Below are 17207 nucleotides of genomic sequence, written 5' to 3' on the forward strand. Positions count from 1 at the left end.
CTTAACCGACGCTGTGTTCAAGACTAATGGCGAGGAGTTTCTGGGCTTCAACGGCAAATTCCAGCGGCAGTTCAGAGAACACGTCCTTACAGAAGCCGTTGACAATCATCGAGATGGCATCTTCTTCACTGATCCCGCGCTGCAGGCAGTAGAAAAGCTGATCTTCCCCGATACGCGACGTTGTCGCCTCATGCTCAAGCTGGGCGCTATTGTTGCGACACTCCACGTACGGGAAGGTATGCGCGCCGCAGTCTGCGCCAATCAGCATGGAGTCACACTGGGTAAAGTTTCGCGCGTTGGTGGCCGTAGGCATGATTTTCACCAGCCCGCGATAGCTGTTCTGGCTGTGTCCGGCGGAAATACCTTTTGAGATGATGGTCGATTTGGTGTTTTTACCAATGTGGATCATCTTGGTGCCGGTATCCGCCTGCTGATGGCCGCTGGTCAGCGCAACGGAATAAAACTCGCCGATGGAGTTATCCCCGCGCAAAATACAGCTCGGATACTTCCAGGTAATGGCCGAGCCGGTTTCAGACTGGGTCCAGGACATCTTGCTGTTTTCGCCTTCACACAGCGCACGCTTGGTGACGAAGTTGAGGATACCGCCGGTATTACCGTCGCCCGGGAACCAGTTCTGCACCGTGGAGTATTTCACTTCGGCGTCTTTATGGATGATGACTTCAACCACTGCGGCGTGGAGCTGGTAGCTGTCGCGCACCGGCGCGGAACATCCTTCGATGTAGCTGACGTAGCTGCCTTCGTCAGCCACCAGAATGGTACGCTCGAACTGGCCGGTCTTTTCCGCGTTGATGCGGAAATAGGTCGACAGCTCCATTGGACAACGTACCCCTTTCGGCACGTAGATGAAGGTGCCGTCTGAGGCGACCGCTGCGTTAAGCGCCGCGAAGAAGTTGTCGTTAGACGGCACCACGGTGCCAATGTACTTTTTCACCAGTTCCGGGTGATCGTGGATCGCTTCGCCGAAAGAGCAGAAAATGATCCCCTGTTCTGCCAGCTTCTCACGGTAGGTGGTTGCCACCGAGACAGAGTCAAAAATGGCGTCCACCGCCACCTCTTTCCCCTCGCGAACCGGTACGCCAAGCTGGTTAAACGCCTCTTCCACCTCTTTACTCAGGAAGCTATTATCCGCGCCAGTTTGCTGTACCGCGCCGGGCTGCGAGGCGCAGGTGTCGTCACAGCTGCCGCAGGAAGGTGCAGAGTAGTAGCTGTAATCCTGATAATTCAGCTTATCGTAGTGGGCTTTCAGCCAGTGCGGCTCTTCCATCTCCAGCCAGGCCCGGTAAGCGCTCAGGCGGAATTCGAGCATCCATTCCGGCTCGTTACGTTTGGCTGAAATTGCGCGCACGACATCTTCGTTGATGCCCTTCGCCAGTTCATCAGTTTGCAGCTGGGTGAAGAACCCCTCTTTATAGTTGAGGTGTCCGCCGCTCCAGGTATTTACTTCACTCGTTGCTTCAGTATTACGAGACATAGTACCGCCTATACCCCAAAGCTTTCGCCGCAGCCACATTCGTTCTGGGCTTTCGGGTTATGAAATTTGAATAACTGGTTTAAACCTTCACGCACGTAGTCCACTTCGGTGCCGTCGATAAACGGCATCGCCTGAAGCGCGACATACAGTTTTGCGCCATCCGTTTCAAACACCAGATCATCTTTTTCGGGTTCGGTGACGGTGTCGAGCACATAACCAAACCCCGCGCAGCCGGTCTGCTTGACCCCTAAACGCACGCCGAGGATCTCTGGCTTTTTCGCCACCAGCTCATGAATATGTGCCGCCGCCGCTGGCGTGAGCGTTAAACCGCGCCAGGCGAAATCGGCAGGGTTAAAGGTTTCTGAATGCAGTTCCATAGGTCCACCTCATCTGATAAGCCATCAGGGCATAACACCATGTTAGTGATAACGATTATCACTTCAACCCTCTGACAGCAGGGGCATTAGGCTTAATCGCCCTTTTTGCCTGGTTTTATTAAGCATAGACCCTGTGAGAGGATGCTGGCGGGATGGATTTAATTGTTCAATGCATTGATTAATAATGCATTTCGCTGCGTCGTTCGTCTGATTAAAAGGAAAAGCAAAATATGCATCGGAAATGCCTATTTTTGAGATAGCTTTTGCGCAGGACAGGACAGAAAGAAAAAAAGGCCCTCAAGGCCTCTGATGATTAATGATGAAAGGCGACGGAAAAACCTTGTTCACGCCAGTGATCGAGCTGTTCCTGCTGACGGGGCGTGGGCGATTTTCCCGTCCAGACAAATAGTTTCTGCCCGGGGAAGAGTTCGGGACGCGGTGAATCAATCGGCTCTGCCAGCACGTCGATATGCCAGCCCTTATTGGCTAAGCGCGCGGCTTCAAGCCACAGATGAGTGCGGTCGTCGCACTCCCAACCGATGAGCAACGCATCTTTACCAGCTTTTTTACGCGATTCTGCCAGGCTTGCCACGGCGAATTCGATCAGCACACCATCAAACAGGCTCGCCATGTGGCGCACCGTATTTTGATCCTGATTCATGCGCTGCCTTACGGGGGTAATAATGTTGTCGATCAACGCATCCATGGCGTGATCGCGGCGAAACTCGCCAATTTTTGCGCGCAGTTTTGCCGGGCTGGCATAGCGCAAAACGGTCATCATCTCTTCCTGGAAAGCGGCCCAGTTACCCTGGGTCATCACTTCCTTGTTCTCCAGCAAGGCTTTTACTTTCCCCACCGAAACGCCTGATTTCATCAGACGTTTGATCTCTTCAATACGCAGGATATCCTCGTCGTCGAACTGACGATGACCCCCTTCACTGCGCTGCGGCTTCAACAAACCATAACGGCGCTGCCAGGCACGCAGCGTAACGGGGTTGATACCGCATCGTTCGGCGACTTCGCCGATACTGTAATAGGCCATTAACTCCCTCACGCTCAATACTTCCATACCCAACCACAGCAACCTTATCAGATTGTACAAGCTATTTGTATAACTAAGACCTCAGTTTGAAACAGGTGAATGGTGAGGACACCATCCACGCCGTTAACTCTATTGTTGTCTAAATTCCGCCTTACGTACAGTTAACTCTGCCAAAGGTTGTACAGCTTTATCACAATCCAGACTTTTTCTCGGGCCACGAAATTGCCGGAATGCCGCCATGTCGGGGGCTGGCAAACAGGTGTCCCTGGAACTGGGAAATTCCCGCAGATTCCAGCCACATCCACTCTTCAGCCTTCTCCACGCCAACGGCGCAGAACTGAATTTCCAGCGAGGAACAGCACTTGATAATCGCCTGAATGATGGCCTGACGCGGACCGCTTTTATGCACATCCAGCACCAGATCGCGATTAATCTTAATTCTGTCCGGCTGGAACTGGGCCAGCAACTGCAGCCCGGCAAAACCGGCCCCGAAGTGATCGATCGTCACGCTGATACCGGCACTTTTTAACTGCCGGACCGAATGGGTAAACTCATCGAAGCGCGAGATGGCTTCACTTTCGGTGAATTCCACCACAATTTGCTCCGGCACAAAGCCGTTCGCGTCGATAGCGGTGAGCAGGAAATCGACGGCATGCGGGACATTGACCAGCGTCATGGGCAACAGGTTAATCGACAGCGTCTGATTCTGTAGCCCCAGCGCACTGGCCATGGAGAGCGCAACCTGTTTGCTGTGCAAATCTGCTGCGTAGACCTCTTCGCGCGGAAGCGCCGCAAAATAGGCCCGTGGCGAGTCGCCGGATGGCGTGCGCAGCAGGGCCTCCCAGGAGACCACCTCCTGCATAAAGGGATCCACAATCGGCTGAAACGCAAAGCTGCAGTCCGCCCCTTTTGCTACCACCGGCGGTTGCGCGGATAACGGCGTCTCCTCGGGGATAAAATCCCAGGTATCGGCGGGCGGCAATTCAAAATAGTTGGCCTTCTCGGTTGCCTCAACGAACGTGCGGAAGAACTGCAGCGGACGATCGTTATAGGTCAGCTGATAGCGGGTCGTGCCCTTATTAAGCACCTGCTGAAGAACATCTTCCCGGTCGAAGTGACGCAAATCAAAGAGCTCCATCCCAACATTGCCAAAACGCCGGGAAGGTCCGTGATCGCGCATCAGTTCCACCACATTGTGGTGACGCGGATCGCGGCAGATCTGCTCATAAATGGCGGTCACGTTTTCGACTGGCCCTTCGAGCAACTGAAAAAAGTGCGTGCCGTTAAACAACAGGATCCCCGTGACGTCGGATTGTCGGTTTTTACTATCTGCAGCAGCGACCATGGTTTCCAGCGCTTTCACCGGAACGTCATCGCAAATATGGCTGCGGTATATGATGGTTGTCAGCATGCTTTTCCTGGAGGGGTTAGGGGTTTGGCCACGAAAACGCGTGGATAGAGTTCTGTTATAGCATATTAATTGTCAGGCAAATAATTTACGTCTCAATGATTTAGGACGTTTATGACCCGAATTTTCGATGTTGTACAACTTAACCACGACACTTCAAGTTGTACAATATATTCTGTTACGATACCGTTACAAACCCCATGAATAACCCACTGAAATGTAAAAAGTTTATAAAATATATCATAAAAAATTTAAAAAACTGTACATTTTCGATGTACAGATTTGGGATTTGTGTATACCTTAAATGTAACGTTAGTGATTACTAAATTTTACAGGAGCGAAACATGCAACAGAACGGTTACGTCGCAGATTCTGCCGCCGCTATTGCGCAGTACTTCGAAAAAGCCGCGCTTCCAACGCAACAGGAAACGCTGGGTGAAGTCGTGGTTGAAATTCTTAGCGACGGGCGAAACCTCAACCGCAAGTCGCTCTGCACCAAACTCTTAAGTCGCCTCGAAAAGGCCGAAGGGCCGGAAGAGGAACAGCATTACCACATGCTGCTTGGTTTGCTCTTCGAACGGTAACGTTATGAATCGCAGTGACGCTGAAAGACTCACAGACCAGCTTATCGGTGAAGCCGTGCTTTCCCTCCTGAAAGAACGGGGGCCACTGACGACCGATTCTCTGGTACAGCGTCTGCGTAAAATGCAAATACATGAAAAGGATCCCCGGCGGCGGGAGACACTGGCGAGGGTGATAGCCGACATCGGCTCAAAAAACAGCGCCTTTATACGTCGCAGAACCGCGCAAGGACGACCAATCAGAGAGGGATCTCTCAAGGATAACAGAGACAATGTAGTGCCGTTATTTGGTGATGGAAAACCGTCCAATCCCAGGAAAATACATTGACTGCAATTTAACAGCTACGGTGAGAACAAATGAGACAGAATATTCAGCCACAACCCGAATACCATTCGGCTTTTCTGGACAGCGCTTTGTCGGAGTATTTCCGCCACGCTGGCGATCGTTTTGCTGAAGAATCCGCGATTTTTTCTACTGCAGTACGTTGTGTCCTGGCCACGGAAGGTCACCTTACCAACAAAGCGATCATTCTCTGGCTGATCCAGACGCTGGAAGCGACGGATGACGTGGTTCAGGCCGACGTCATTCGTAAAACGCTGGAAATTGTTGTGGGTTACACAATGGACGACCTTTAAAATTAGCTAACGTGTCATCGTCATAACTGTCGACCAGCCTGACGATGACACCCCTCCCCCCTCATAACACCCTGTGAAACACGCATCGTAAAGATGGCACACTTCCTGCTTACTCCTCTTTACGGGATCGGGCTCTCCGGTCATCTTGCTTCATTTCTTAACAGGTCTGTTATTGATGAAAAAAATCGCCAGCGTCTGCCCTTACTGTGGTGCAGGCTGTAAATTAAACCTCGTTGTTGAAAATAACCGTATTATCCGTGCCGAAGCCGCAGACGGCGTAACCAATCAGGGCACCTTGTGCCTGAAAGGCTTTTACGGCTGGGACTTCCTTAACGATACCCGCTTGCTCACCCCTCGCCTGACGCAACCGATGATCCGCTACCACAAAGGCGAACCCTTTACCCCGGTCACCTGGGACGAGGCCATTCGTTATACCGCCAACAAGCTTAAAAACATTAAAGCGCAGTTCGGCCCGCGGTCCATCATGACCACCGGCTCTTCCCGGGGGACGGGCAATGAAACCAACTATGTGATGCAGAAATTCGCCCGTGCGGTACTCCATACCAACAACGTGGACTGCTGCGCACGCGTCTGCCACGGGCCTTCCGTGGCGGGTTTGCAGGAAACGCTGGGCAACGGCGCGATGAGTAATTCCATTAACGACATTGAACACTCAAAATGCCTGCTGGTTTTCGGATACAACTGCGCCGATTCCCATCCTATTGTCGCCCGCCGCGTGCTGAAAGCCCGTGAGAACGGTGCGAAAATTATCGTCTGCGATCCGCGTCGGATTGAAACAGCCCGCATTGCCGACCAACATCTGCAACTGAAAAACGGCAGCAATATGGCACTGGTTAACGCCTTTGGCTATGTGCTGCTGGAAGAGGAGTTGTACGACAAAAACTACGTCGCACGCTTTACGGAGGGGCTTGAGGCCTACCGGCAGACGGTGAAAGAGTACGCGCCAGAGAAGGTCGAACATCTGACCGGCATACCCGCCCACGATGTCCGCCAGGCGATGCGCACTTTCGCAGCGGCCCCCTCCGCGACCGTGATGTGGGGAATGGGCGTCACACAGTTTGGTCAGGCCGTAGATGTGGTAAAAGGGCTTTCGAGTCTGGCGCTGTTAACCGGTAACCTTGGTCGCCCTGCCGTCGGCGTCGGTCCCGTTCGCGGACAAAATAACGTGCAGGGAGCGTGTGACATGGGCGTTTTGCCCAATATGTTCCCCGGCTATCAGGACGTGACGGACCCGGCTATCAGGCAGAAGTTCGCCGATGCCTGGGGAATTGACGTTACGGTAATGGACGATCGCGTCGGCACGCGTATTACCGAGGTGCCGCATCTCGCCCTGGAAGGTAAAGTCAAAGCCTATTACATCATGGGGGAAGATCCGCTGCAGACGGAGGCCGATCTCGGTCTGGTGCGCAGCGGCTTTGAGGCGCTCGACTTTGTGGTGGTTCAGGACATCTTCATGACCAAAACGGCGGAAGTGGCGGATGTTCTGTTACCCGCCACCTCCTGGGGCGAACACGGGGGCGTCTTTACCTGTGCCGATCGTGGCTTCCAGCGTTTCGGCAAGGCCATTGAGGCCAGCGGCAACGTAAAACGCGACTGGGAGATCATCAGCCTGCTGGCGACAGAAATGGGCTATCCGATGCACTACACCTCAAACCAGCAGATCTGGGATGAGATGCGCGCGCTGTGTCCGCTGTTCTACGGCGTAACATACGAAAAAATGGGCGAAATGGGCCATGTCCAGTGGCCATGCCCAACGCTCGATCACCCCGGCACACCGTATTTGTACAAAGATAATCACTTCGACACGCCAACCGGCAAAGGGCAACTGTTTGCCGCGCCCTGGCGAGCGCCCGCTGAAACACCAGACGAAGACTATCCTCTGGTGCTCTGCACAGTGCGCGAAGTGGGGCATTACTCCTGTCGTTCCATGACCGGGAACTGCGCTGCGCTGCAAAGCCTGGCCGACGAACCGGGTCGGGTACAATTGAACCCGGCGGATGCGGAACAACGCGGTATCACTGACGGGCAACTGGTCTGGGTGCGTTCGCGCCGCGGTAAAGTGATTACCCGCGCCAGCCTCAGCGAACGCATCAACCCCGGGGCTGTATATATGACCTATCAGTGGTGGATTGGTGCCTGCAACGAACTGACGCAGGATAATCTTGATCCCATCTCCAAAACGCCGGAAACGAAGTATTGTGCGGTTGAGCTGGACGCCATTGAGGATCAACGCTGGGCTGAGGACTTTGCGGCATCGGCGTACCAGTCCATGAAGTCTCGGCTGATCAGTGCGGTGAATGTCTGAGAAAATGCCGGGTGGCGCTGCGCTTACCCGGCCTACGTTACGGGCGTTTATCCAATCAACAGCAGGCAGGATAAATCATCGCCGCCATTGATTTTATCAATCGCAGCGTCCATGCGGGCATCAATGGTGTTATTGTGCATGGTCTTTTCGGAGAGGCTGGCGATGGTTTTCATTACCACCTGTTGGTCGATTTCGCCCTGCATCGATCTCACGCTGAGGATGAATTTGATATAGAAAAAGTCCAGCACGATACGATAAAACTGACGCATCATCGTCGCCATGTTTTTGCCGGGGAAATAGCTACTGTAGAGTTTGTACAGCAGGTAATTGCGTAACACGTAAGGTTCTGACAAACAGGAATCCTCACATAATTTGTGCCACTGCTGATTAATCGCGTCGAATTTCGTCTCCAGTTCCGCCGCGTCGCTAATACCGGCAACATCCAGGTATGCGGCAATTTGCTGATGCCCTTCAAGAATAAAACCATCCCGGGCTGAATCCTTCGCCACATTTGTGCCCATTACGGACAACGCCAGATATTTCATCGCGTTTGACTTCGCCAGATGACCGGAATCCATCAGCGATTTCCCGCTTTGCAACTCATTGAGAAGCGCTTCGTAGAAATTTTCCACTTCAGCAAATTTATTATGCAGATCGACGTTAACGTGCTGGAGACAAAGAATAAACTGCGCCAGCGCCATCAAATTTTCTTCTATATTACGGGATGGCGACTGGATTAAATTCCAGGCGAAAAGATGGATCACCTGTTGAGTCTGCGAGACAGACTGGCGCTGCCCAATCAAATTGGTTTTATAGCCCGCCACGAGCTCATCCTGCTCCTGAAGCAGCATCGCATCCGGGTCAAACAGCACCCGCCGCACCACCTCCGGGCAGGAGAGCGTCATCGTGTGCCGTGTCTCATCCTGGTAGCGAGTTGAACTCCGGGGGTAAGTGCTGCAGGTATGCGAAAGCGCCTCTTCCCCCAGATCGCGGTGGACCATGCAGAGCTTGTTTTCATCGATAAAAGGACAGTCCCCTTTTTCGTTTAACTTCACTCTGGAGTAGCTGTTCTTACCCTTTCTCTGAAGGATAAGGTTCTTTTTGGCAATGGCGGCAATCTCTGTGTGCGAGGAGAGAACGTATTTCTGATGGGTTTTCTTGTCGATAGCGATTGTCCAGCCACGACAACATGACATTAAGCATTCTGGCCCAACACACTTAAATTTACAGACAAAAATCGGCTTGATGGTTTTGTGAATTTGCATAGCGAAGGCGTCATTATATAAAGCATAAAAAATACCATGACGCACGCGCTATGCTAAAGGCGCATAACGGCGCACAAATTCAGGTAATTTACAGTATCAAAGAGAATGCGAGATAGTCACCGAGCCGGTTTGGGTAACTGTTCCTTTGCACCATTCGGCGAATAAGGGCAATCAGTTCAAAATCGGTTCGCAGATTAAACTTTTGCATCATTACATACTTTTGCGTAAAAACGGTTTTATCGCTGATCTTCAGCGCATGCGCGATCTGCACTACCGATAATCCCCGGTAAAAATTGGCCATAATGCGTTTTTGCTGGGGTGATAATATTTTATGCTGACACTCTGCGCAGCTTTTTTGCTTCCAGCTGTTCCCCGCCAGCTCTGCGCGGTACCAGGCAATGAACAGCACCTGGCTTATCCGATCAAGAGAAGCACGACGTGAAATAAAAATAATATCGTTAAAGCAGGAGGGTAAGGCAGAAAAATGATATTCATCTTCTACCAATCCGATCACAATCCCTTTCTGGCGCGCCTGTAATTCGGGAAAACAGACCAGCGCCTCCCCCATACAAAACGAGAGAACGATAATATCGGCGGCACTGACGTTATCACGGCTAAGCTCCGCCTCGAAATGAATCTGTTGCTTAAAATTACGCAAAAAGAATTCCACAAAGAAACACTGCAGCCCATGGTGAAAAAATTGGTCTGTCTCTTGAATCAGAATATTCAACATAGCAAATACCGATGTGGGTCAGTCAATAAGCGTTATTAACGCGCGGGATTGTTAATTGTATTGCATGGTCATCACAACAACTGCGCTGACACTGCCCGGCGTCGCGCCACCGGTTACAGATTTTACCGAAGCCTGCATGGCCATGGTCGCCGTTCTGTCCGGCGCAATATTTTGCGTTATGCTGGACCCGGTCCCCTTCAGCGTTCCCGTTGCGGCCTCACGCATGGCTATCGCCACGTTTGTCGCCGAGCCGCTGTTCATGTAGTAGTCCGCACCGGCCGCCGGATCGGGGGTGCCGGTGAACGAGACCGTGACGCTGCGGGTCCCCGCCGGGCACTGGGTAAATTGCAAATTAAACGGCACCGGATCGGATGTCGATCCCGGCGTCGCCATATTAGTCGCCTGTATATTTCCAAGATTAATATCCAGGTTTGCGCTCCCGCCATTAAATACACAGGGCGAGGCGATGATATTTCCCGTCACGCCCAGATTAACGCTATCAGCTGCAATGACGTTCCAGCTGAATGCAAGGAGGAACATCCCTCTCCTGAAGGGTAATTTCATCATTTCACCTGTTACTGGTAGGTCAAATTAAGGGTGGCGGAGGCGTTTGCCGAGCCGGACTCAACGGATGTTAATGTCTGGAAATAGCGTGCCGTTAACGGAAGCGTCTCCTGCCCGCCTGCAGACTGTTTTAATAAAAGACGGCTGTTTAACGTCAGCGGCGAGCCGTTATAGAGAAGCTGCACGCCAACGCCTTTTGCGGTGCCGCTGTTTCCCTGCCCTGTTAATGCCATTACGCTGGTATTCGCACTGTCCGGGTTCTGTATTCCGCTCAGGGAAACCGAAATATTGGTGCCGGCGCTGCAGTTCAACCCGAGGTTTTGCGTATTCTGCGCAACTGCTGGTGTGGTCCCCACCACTGAGCCAAATGCTGCGGCCGAAATATCACCAATCGGGAACGTCAGCTGCGGCGTGGTGATGGTGCAGGCCAGCGCGTTGATTGTGCCGCCGGTCAGCTGCACGGTTAACCCGTCACGGTAAATACCGTCGCTGCCCTGCAGCGTCACCGCCCCTATGGGGCCTGGCGTTAAGGCGCCGGACGATACCGGGCCAGTCACCACCAACTCGACCCAGCCCCCGTACCAGACCACATACGAGGTCTGCGCACTATACGAGAACGTATTGCTCGGGTTCTCAAAATAGGCATTTGATGAAAGCCGAATGCCAATCCCGCTAACGTTGGTGTTGTAAACATGATTGCCGTAGCTGCTCAGCGCGGCATTGTTGTATCGCATGCTAAAACCCAACATAAGTGGATTGGTACACCCGCTAAGGTAGGTGCCGGTATTACTCGCCGCGCCGGAAAAAATCACCGTGCCGACAGGCGCATCGCGCTGAACATTGATTGTGCCCACCGACAGTGTAGAAAGCTGAGGCGTAATGGTGGTGCAGGTCCCGGCCCGGGCGATATGCCATGCGCAAAGACAGCACAGCAGTAATAACATGTTGATCCGTTTCATCTTAATGCTCCCGGCGACACGAGACGCTGATGTCCGTGATGCCGCCGTATTGCGCTCCATTAGGCAGGCTAAAATCTGCCCGACACTGCTGGTGAGGTTGATGTCCCCATGTTGCCAGGGCCGTGCCCTGGTCGCGCAGGCCGGTTAAATAGACCTGGCCGCGATCGCCCACGATAAAGCTGCTCTTGTCATCATCCGCCAGGGTAACAACCGCGCCAAACGGCACGAACTGCTCAGGCGTCGTCAACGTCATCAGCACCCGACGTCCTACTTTGGACAAATAATCGGCTTTTACCACCGCGTCGCGCGTAGGCGTGACCGTGCGGGTGTTGATCTCCAGCTCCACATCGTCAGGCATATTTTCCGGATCGAGAGTGAGATCGTTTTTGCGGTATACGGAGAGGTTATTCACCACCGTATAGCCCCGGAAATCCGTTCGCACGCCGGACTGATTACGAATATTCACGCCGTGCGCGCCCGGGGCTTTGATTAACGCGTTGGTTTCCCCCAGCGGCTGAGACAGCGTCACGCCATCAGCATGCGCGAGGATCCCCCCCTGCAAACCATAGCTAAGGCGCTCGCTATGTTTGTCGTACCCATAGCCCGCCGTAACTTCCCCGTACGTGCCTTTATAGTCGCCGTTGAGCGTACCGGTATAGCCCACGCCATCCGTACCGTAACCCTGCTGGATATTCCAGCTCAGGGCGCTATTGTCGAGGGCCACCCCGTTCATGCCGATACTGTGCGTCGTGCCACTGTTCTTGCTGGCGTTCAGGCCATAGTTAGCCCACGTCTGCGGCAGAAATTTATCCAGCGGTACGCTAACGGTCAGCGCCAGAAGCTGGTCGTTAGCGTAGGTCTTTGTACTTCCACTGCCGGACGACGGGCTGCCATTTTTGCTGTATGTCCAGCTCACGCCATAGCTGATGTTGTGCCAGTCATTGTTGTAGCCGACACTCCACGACGCCATGGGTCTGTCAGCGTTCCAGTAATCTTCCCGCGCGGCGCTGAGCGTCAGCGCGCCCCGGTCACCGCCCAGCGTCTGGCTCATGGTGAGCTCCAGGCGGTTACGCCGTCTGTCCTGAAGTGCGCCGCTGTTCCCCCAGGAGTCCAGCACGTCCTGGAGTCCGTAATAGCCGCGCGTTGAATAACGGTACCCCGCAATCGAAAAGTTGGTGCCGGTATTAATTACGTTCTTGCTGTAACGCGCTCGCCAGGACTGCCCCTGCGTTTTTGCAGTATTGGCCGGCGTTGACCAGGCCTGGGTGACATCGACAGAAAGCGCGCCGAAGTCCCCCATGTTTTTACCGGCTCCGACCGCAAGCGACTGATATTTGCTGGCACCCTGCCCCCCGCCATAGATCGTGATGCCTTTCTGAAGCCCATAAATCGCGGCGATCTGCCCGAACGGGGTTTTCTCCACGCTGCTGTTGTAGGCGCGATACTGTCCACCGGTGAGGGCATATTTCAGTCGCCCTTCGCGCTGCAATACCGGTACCGAGGCATACGGCAGCGTGAAATGCTGCTCGCTGCCATCGGCCTCTTTGATGGTCACGTCTAAATCGCCCGCGCCGCCGGTGGGATACATATCGGTAATTTCAAACGCGCCCGGCGCCACGTAGCTTTGGTAGATCTGATAGCCATTCTGGCGAATCACCACCTGAGCATTGGTGCGCGCGATCCCGCGGACCACTGGGGCATAGCCTTTCAGGGAATCCGGTAACATGTCATCATCCGATGCCAGCTGAACCCCGCGAAAAGGCACGCTGTCAAAGACATCCGCCGGGGCGGAACTGTCCCCAAGGGTAAGCTGCGCTTTCAGGGGAATAACGGCACGTTGCAGATAGCTGTAGACCGTGTCCCATCGATCTTTCCCCGCGCCATCCCGTGACCAGGTGGTGTAGTTGCGTAGACGCCACGGGCCAATATTTATCCCCGGACGCAGGTTCGCATACTGGCTGTTGCTGCTGGCCCCCTCACCCGCTTTCGCCCGGCTGTTCGCGCCGCTGAGGCTGTAATTGAGCATGGCTGCCGTTATCCCCTCATCCCACATCTCCGGCGGCACATAGCCTCTTGCAGGCAGATCGATGGCGGCCTGCGGAATACTCAACACCAGACGCTGGGCACCAAACTGGAAATCGGCACTGGCCTGGGGAATCGCCTGAAGATTGACGCATTCACCGTGTCCTGCACTGAGCGCAGGAAATAATGCCGTTTTCACCCCCCAGCGTTTTAATTGCGCAAGACTCAGACAAGGCTGCAATGACGCATCGCCGTTGTCGGCTTTGCTCGCGGTAAACTGAATATCCCCCGTCTCCAGAAACGCGTCGTCGACAATAATATCGACATGGTAGATCCCCGCTGCCTGCGAGCCTGATTCAAAGGCCGACAAATCGGCTTTATCCATGCCTGGATTATCCAGCTCAATTAATTCGGTGTTAAAGGCAACACTGGCGTAGAGCGAGGTTGAGGATCCGCCAAACGCTAAGGCGATAAACATCGCCAGGCGTGCGGGTTTCATCGTGTTATTTACCGTCATTGCGAATTACCGGGTTAATGCAGGCGTTGCCGTTTGTGAAAGGATCACAAACTGGCTTGATGTAATACGCCGGGACTGCCATAGTCGTTGATAATTTTAAACGTGAGTGAATTTCCCCTTGCCTCATTGGGTAATACAAACCGGGCTGAGGCGCCGGGTAACACGTAGGTCACATCGTCCAGTTTTTTCCCCCCCAGCGTAATTTCATTAAAATTGACGACATATTGCGTGGGGTTGTTGACCTGAATTTCATTCCCGGCGCGTTGCCAGGTTAATTTATTAGCCTGTTCTTCTGGCGTATACGCCCGCAAACTTTCTGGCCGGTAGATCAGTTTGATGCGCGTTTTCACTGCTATTTGCAGGGCGTTCGTCTGTTTTGATGCTGAAGGGATCGCTTTAATATTCAGCCAAAATAAACTTTCCTGCTGCTGAGGCAGTGCACCCGCCATCACAATTCGCTCGACGTTTTTTTGCCCGCCATCCAGTCGGTATAACGGTGGTGTAATAATAAAAGGCGCTTTACCTGAATTACCTTCCGGCACATCTATCCATGACTGAATTAAATAAGGCGTCGCGTCAGGATTATTAATGCTTATTGACGCCTCTTTTTTTGTCCCATCGAAAATGATACGGGTGCCGCCAATAATCACTCCGGCCTGCGCTGTGCTCAGCGTCAGTGCTGACAGCGCTACGGCCAGTCCGGTTGTGTTGATAAAACGCATTGTAAACCTCATACCACAAAGGGGCCGGGATGGCCCCCTGCACATTGCTGCAAACGATTAGTTGTAAACCACGGAGAAGTTAGCGACAGAATTCGCCGGACCGGCGGTGACAGTCGCTGCGGTGGAAATATACTGAGCGTAGAAACTCAGGGTATTATCCGCGGTGCTGCTCAGCACATAGCTATAGCTGTTGCTGCCGTGAAGCGGCAGATCCGCCTTATCCGCACTCATCAGGTTGATTGCCACTCCGGTCGCCGCTCCCGCCGCAGACGAATCAATCGCCAGCAGGCTGGAATTGGTGGCATCTGGCGTACCATCAAAGCGAACCTTCGCGTTGGTCACCGTCACCGGGCAATTTTTCAACACGATATTAAATTGCGTGGCTGCGGTTCTGGCCCCGGTGGTTGGAAATTCGGTCTTATAATAATCACCTAATACCACCACCTGGTTCTGCGAAGCCACATCAACGTCACAGGCGGAATCCAGAATATTTCCGTTAAAATTAACGGTACCTGCTGCGGCGAAAGCGTGGGTTGCTGTCAGGGCGGACCCCACTGCCAGCAGGGTTATCATCATTTTATTTTTCATCATCAAATCCTGTATCACTTTATTTATTACTGAAATCCAGATTACATAATTCGGGCTTCATCAGCCGATGACCGAAATTTATACAACTCTTTTTCGGTACACAATCTATTTTGAGGTCTAGCTGTAGACTTCTCTTTAACAAAATAAATACATTTCAGTTTTGAAATTTCTTAAGCCTTTCTATTTCCAGTCTACTTTTAGACCCCTAATTTACGTCCTTAGAATTCATATAATTAGGCTCGTCATTTACTGCGGTCTATTTTTGGACCCATCTTAAATATTCCACGACTCGCTGTTTTTTAAGATAATTCTCTATATCGATCAAATAATGATCGCGTCCGTGAGTGAGGTATCTGATGAACACCCGAATGGCTCCCAGTCTCGATAATGAAAAAGCCACCGTGCTTACGGCTAAACCCTATAAGCACATCGAGAAATTAATTGATCATCTTCTTCCATTGGCAGAGAGGCGCATACTGTCCCGGGGGGAAGTGCTCCACTATTATGCAAACGACGTGCGTCAGTGTTTTTTATTGCTCCAGGGCAGCGTGGCGTTGCACCGTCGGGGAGATGGCATCGTCTTAAATTCTGAATCCGCGCCGTTTATTCTTGGCGTGAGTAGCCAGTTCTCCTCAGAGCACCTGTATGTCAGGGCGCTGGAGACCTCCGAACTCGCCGGGGTTTCGCTGGAGCGTTTTAACGGCGTGATTGCGCAACACAATTTATGGGAGCCGTTTTCGCATCTGCTGATCTATACCGCCTCCCGGGTCTATGAGCACTGCTCGCGGATCTCGCAGATGTCGGCCTATGACATCATCCGTTTTCAGCTGGTTGAATTGATGCAGGAGCCCGAAGCAATACGGCTGAACACCACGGCGGCCGCCTATATACAAAGTCGCACCTGGCTTTCGCGTAGCGGGATAATGCGGATCCTGGCCGAACTGCGCACCGGGAAGTACATTACGATGGAGCGCGGCGTGCTGCTTGATGTCCACCATCTGCCGCGGAAATACTGATTCAGGTGATGTCGGTAATAAGGAGTAACGCTATAATCAGAAAGATGATTCTTTCAGGTTCAGGTTATGTCCTCCACAGAAAAACCCCATCGTGGTTCTCCCTATGCGCAAGCGCTGATTACGCACTTACAACCTTATTCTACTGTCCGTCATCTCGATCGCGGGGAGCAGCTGGATCTGGTGGTTGATGGCCGGGGAATGAGTTATTTGATTCTGGAAGGGACCGTTGCCATTTACCGACGCAGCGACAATCTGATGCTGTCGACCGCGAAAAGCCCGGCGTTATTTGGAGTGGCTAATATTAATGACATCTTTTTTGACGACTACCTGAAAACGGTGACCCCCTGCAAGATTGGAATGCTGACCGCAGAGCAACTCCACGTCATTATTCAGGAGAAGGCGCTGTGGGGGTTGATATCAAACCACCTGATGTTTATGTACAACCGGCTCTATAACACCGTCATGCCAAAGGGTGCCCCGACGGCCTATGAGATGATCCGCCAGCAGCTGATGTTATTAATGAATGAAGATGAATCTTATCGCCGGGAGATAACCGCAGAACGCTACATTCGCGATAAAACCCAGCTTTCCCGCAGCGGCGTGATGCGTATCCTGGCCGATCTCAAAACGGGGGGCTTTATTGAAATGGAAGATGGCAGGCTGATTAAAATCAATAAACTTCCCGCCCGGTACTGAATTGCAGACACAAAAAAGGCCGCGCTCGCGGCCTTTTCATTCTCTCAATGGACGTGAACGCCCAAGCGCCAGGCAAAATAGATCTCTTCTTTCAGTTCATTCGAAGAGAGCGCCAGCAAATCTGTAAACTCCAGTTCAAGCTGTTTCAGCTTTTTCAGGTACTGCGCCGGAGACAGGTTGCTGTTATCGCGACGTAAATATTCAATTGCCAGTTGCGTTGGGGTTATTTCAGTATCCATGATGTCCTCACTTGTGTACAAATC

The 17207-nt window shown here is 52.6% G+C and carries 18 protein-coding genes; 6 read left to right on the top strand and 12 right to left on the bottom strand.

Going from position 1 to position 17207, the window contains the following annotated elements; genetic code table 11:
• Position 1 precedes the first annotated feature (1 nt).
• The 4 genes from sufB to ACOTX3_RS08380 all read right to left on the bottom strand — a co-directional run bounded on the left by sufB (position 2) and on the right by ACOTX3_RS08380 (position 4322).
• Positions 2 to 1492, bottom strand: coding sequence for a Fe-S cluster assembly protein SufB (gene sufB / locus ACOTX3_RS08365; protein WP_013096956.1), 1491 nt, complete (start codon positions 1490 to 1492; stop codon positions 2 to 4).
• Positions 1493 to 1500: 8 nt separating this feature from the next.
• Positions 1501 to 1869 (bottom strand): Fe-S cluster assembly scaffold SufA, encoded by a 369-nt coding sequence (gene sufA / locus ACOTX3_RS08370; protein ID WP_008500631.1) that lies wholly within the window; start codon positions 1867 to 1869, stop codon positions 1501 to 1503.
• Between the two features lie 313 nt (positions 1870 to 2182).
• The gene (locus ACOTX3_RS08375) at positions 2183 to 2911 is read right to left on the bottom strand and encodes a MerR family transcriptional regulator (RefSeq protein WP_013096958.1); all 729 of its coding nucleotides are present in this window, start codon (positions 2909 to 2911) and stop codon (positions 2183 to 2185) included.
• Between the two features lie 190 nt (positions 2912 to 3101).
• Complete coding sequence (locus ACOTX3_RS08380) at positions 3102 to 4322, bottom strand: diguanylate phosphodiesterase (protein ID WP_058679106.1); 1221 nt, start codon at positions 4320 to 4322, stop codon at positions 3102 to 3104.
• Between the two features lie 341 nt (positions 4323 to 4663).
• Here ACOTX3_RS08380 and ycgZ point away from each other — a divergent pair, with 341 nt between their 5' ends.
• The 4 genes from ycgZ (at position 4664) to fdhF (ending at position 7862) form a co-directional block, all read left to right on the top strand.
• Entirely contained in the window at positions 4664 to 4903 is a 240-nt protein-coding gene (gene ycgZ / locus ACOTX3_RS08385; protein ID WP_013096960.1) for a regulatory protein YcgZ, read from the top strand.
• A 4-nt stretch (positions 4904 to 4907) separates the two neighbouring features.
• Entirely contained in the window at positions 4908 to 5228 is a 321-nt protein-coding gene (locus ACOTX3_RS08390; RefSeq protein ID WP_029883869.1) for a hypothetical protein, read from the top strand.
• Positions 5229 to 5257: 29 nt separating this feature from the next.
• The gene (locus ACOTX3_RS08395) at positions 5258 to 5536 is read left to right on the top strand and encodes a biofilm development regulator YmgB/AriR family protein (RefSeq protein WP_013096961.1); all 279 of its coding nucleotides are present in this window, start codon (positions 5258 to 5260) and stop codon (positions 5534 to 5536) included.
• Between the two features lie 175 nt (positions 5537 to 5711).
• Complete coding sequence (gene fdhF, locus ACOTX3_RS08400; protein ID WP_038419189.1) at positions 5712 to 7862, top strand: formate dehydrogenase subunit alpha; 2151 nt, start codon at positions 5712 to 5714, stop codon at positions 7860 to 7862.
• A 47-nt stretch (positions 7863 to 7909) separates the two neighbouring features.
• On the opposite strand, the gene fliB is transcribed toward fdhF, so the two are convergent.
• The 7 genes from fliB to ACOTX3_RS08435 all read right to left on the bottom strand — a co-directional run bounded on the left by fliB (position 7910) and on the right by ACOTX3_RS08435 (position 15232).
• On the bottom strand, positions 7910 to 9127 hold the full coding sequence (fliB, locus tag ACOTX3_RS08405; protein ID WP_038419188.1) for a flagellin lysine-N-methylase: 1218 nt from the start codon (positions 9125 to 9127) through the stop codon (positions 7910 to 7912).
• 88 nt (positions 9128 to 9215) lie between these two features.
• Positions 9216 to 9860, bottom strand: a complete 645-nt coding sequence (locus tag ACOTX3_RS08410; protein ID WP_013096964.1) for a helix-turn-helix transcriptional regulator — start codon at positions 9858 to 9860, stop codon at positions 9216 to 9218.
• Positions 9861 to 9911: 51 nt separating this feature from the next.
• Positions 9912 to 10400, bottom strand: a complete 489-nt coding sequence (locus ACOTX3_RS08415) for a fimbrial protein (RefSeq protein ID WP_072200398.1) — start codon at positions 10398 to 10400, stop codon at positions 9912 to 9914.
• 35 nt (positions 10401 to 10435) lie between these two features.
• Positions 10436 to 11383 carry a fimbrial protein gene (locus ACOTX3_RS08420; RefSeq protein ID WP_013096966.1) on the bottom strand — a complete coding sequence of 316 codons (948 nt, stop codon included), beginning with the start codon at positions 11381 to 11383 and terminating at the stop codon, positions 10436 to 10438.
• 1 nt (position 11384) lies between these two features.
• On the bottom strand, positions 11385 to 13922 hold the full coding sequence (locus ACOTX3_RS08425; protein ID WP_127868966.1) for a fimbria/pilus outer membrane usher protein: 2538 nt from the start codon (positions 13920 to 13922) through the stop codon (positions 11385 to 11387).
• A gap of 44 nt (positions 13923 to 13966) precedes the next feature.
• The gene (locus ACOTX3_RS08430; protein WP_127868965.1) at positions 13967 to 14644 is read right to left on the bottom strand and encodes a fimbrial biogenesis chaperone; all 678 of its coding nucleotides are present in this window, start codon (positions 14642 to 14644) and stop codon (positions 13967 to 13969) included.
• A 57-nt stretch (positions 14645 to 14701) separates the two neighbouring features.
• Positions 14702 to 15232, bottom strand: coding sequence for a fimbrial protein (locus tag ACOTX3_RS08435; protein ID WP_029882031.1), 531 nt, complete (start codon positions 15230 to 15232; stop codon positions 14702 to 14704).
• Between the two features lie 356 nt (positions 15233 to 15588).
• Here ACOTX3_RS08435 and ACOTX3_RS08440 point away from each other — a divergent pair, with 356 nt between their 5' ends.
• Together ACOTX3_RS08440 and ACOTX3_RS08445 are read left to right on the top strand one after the other, a co-directional pair.
• The gene (locus tag ACOTX3_RS08440; RefSeq protein WP_013096970.1) at positions 15589 to 16248 is read left to right on the top strand and encodes a helix-turn-helix domain-containing protein; all 660 of its coding nucleotides are present in this window, start codon (positions 15589 to 15591) and stop codon (positions 16246 to 16248) included.
• Between the two features lie 66 nt (positions 16249 to 16314).
• Entirely contained in the window at positions 16315 to 16944 is a 630-nt protein-coding gene (locus tag ACOTX3_RS08445) for a helix-turn-helix domain-containing protein (protein ID WP_045902874.1), read from the top strand.
• A 44-nt stretch (positions 16945 to 16988) separates the two neighbouring features.
• Here the strand turns inward: ACOTX3_RS08445 and ACOTX3_RS08450 are convergent, their stop codons facing one another.
• Entirely contained in the window at positions 16989 to 17183 is a 195-nt protein-coding gene (locus tag ACOTX3_RS08450) for a YdiH family protein (protein WP_013096972.1), read from the bottom strand.
• Positions 17184 to 17207 lie beyond the last annotated feature (24 nt).

This window comes from Enterobacter cloacae complex sp. IR5384 (assembly GCF_049237265.1).
Classification (GTDB): domain Bacteria; phylum Pseudomonadota; class Gammaproteobacteria; order Enterobacterales; family Enterobacteriaceae; genus Enterobacter; species Enterobacter cloacae.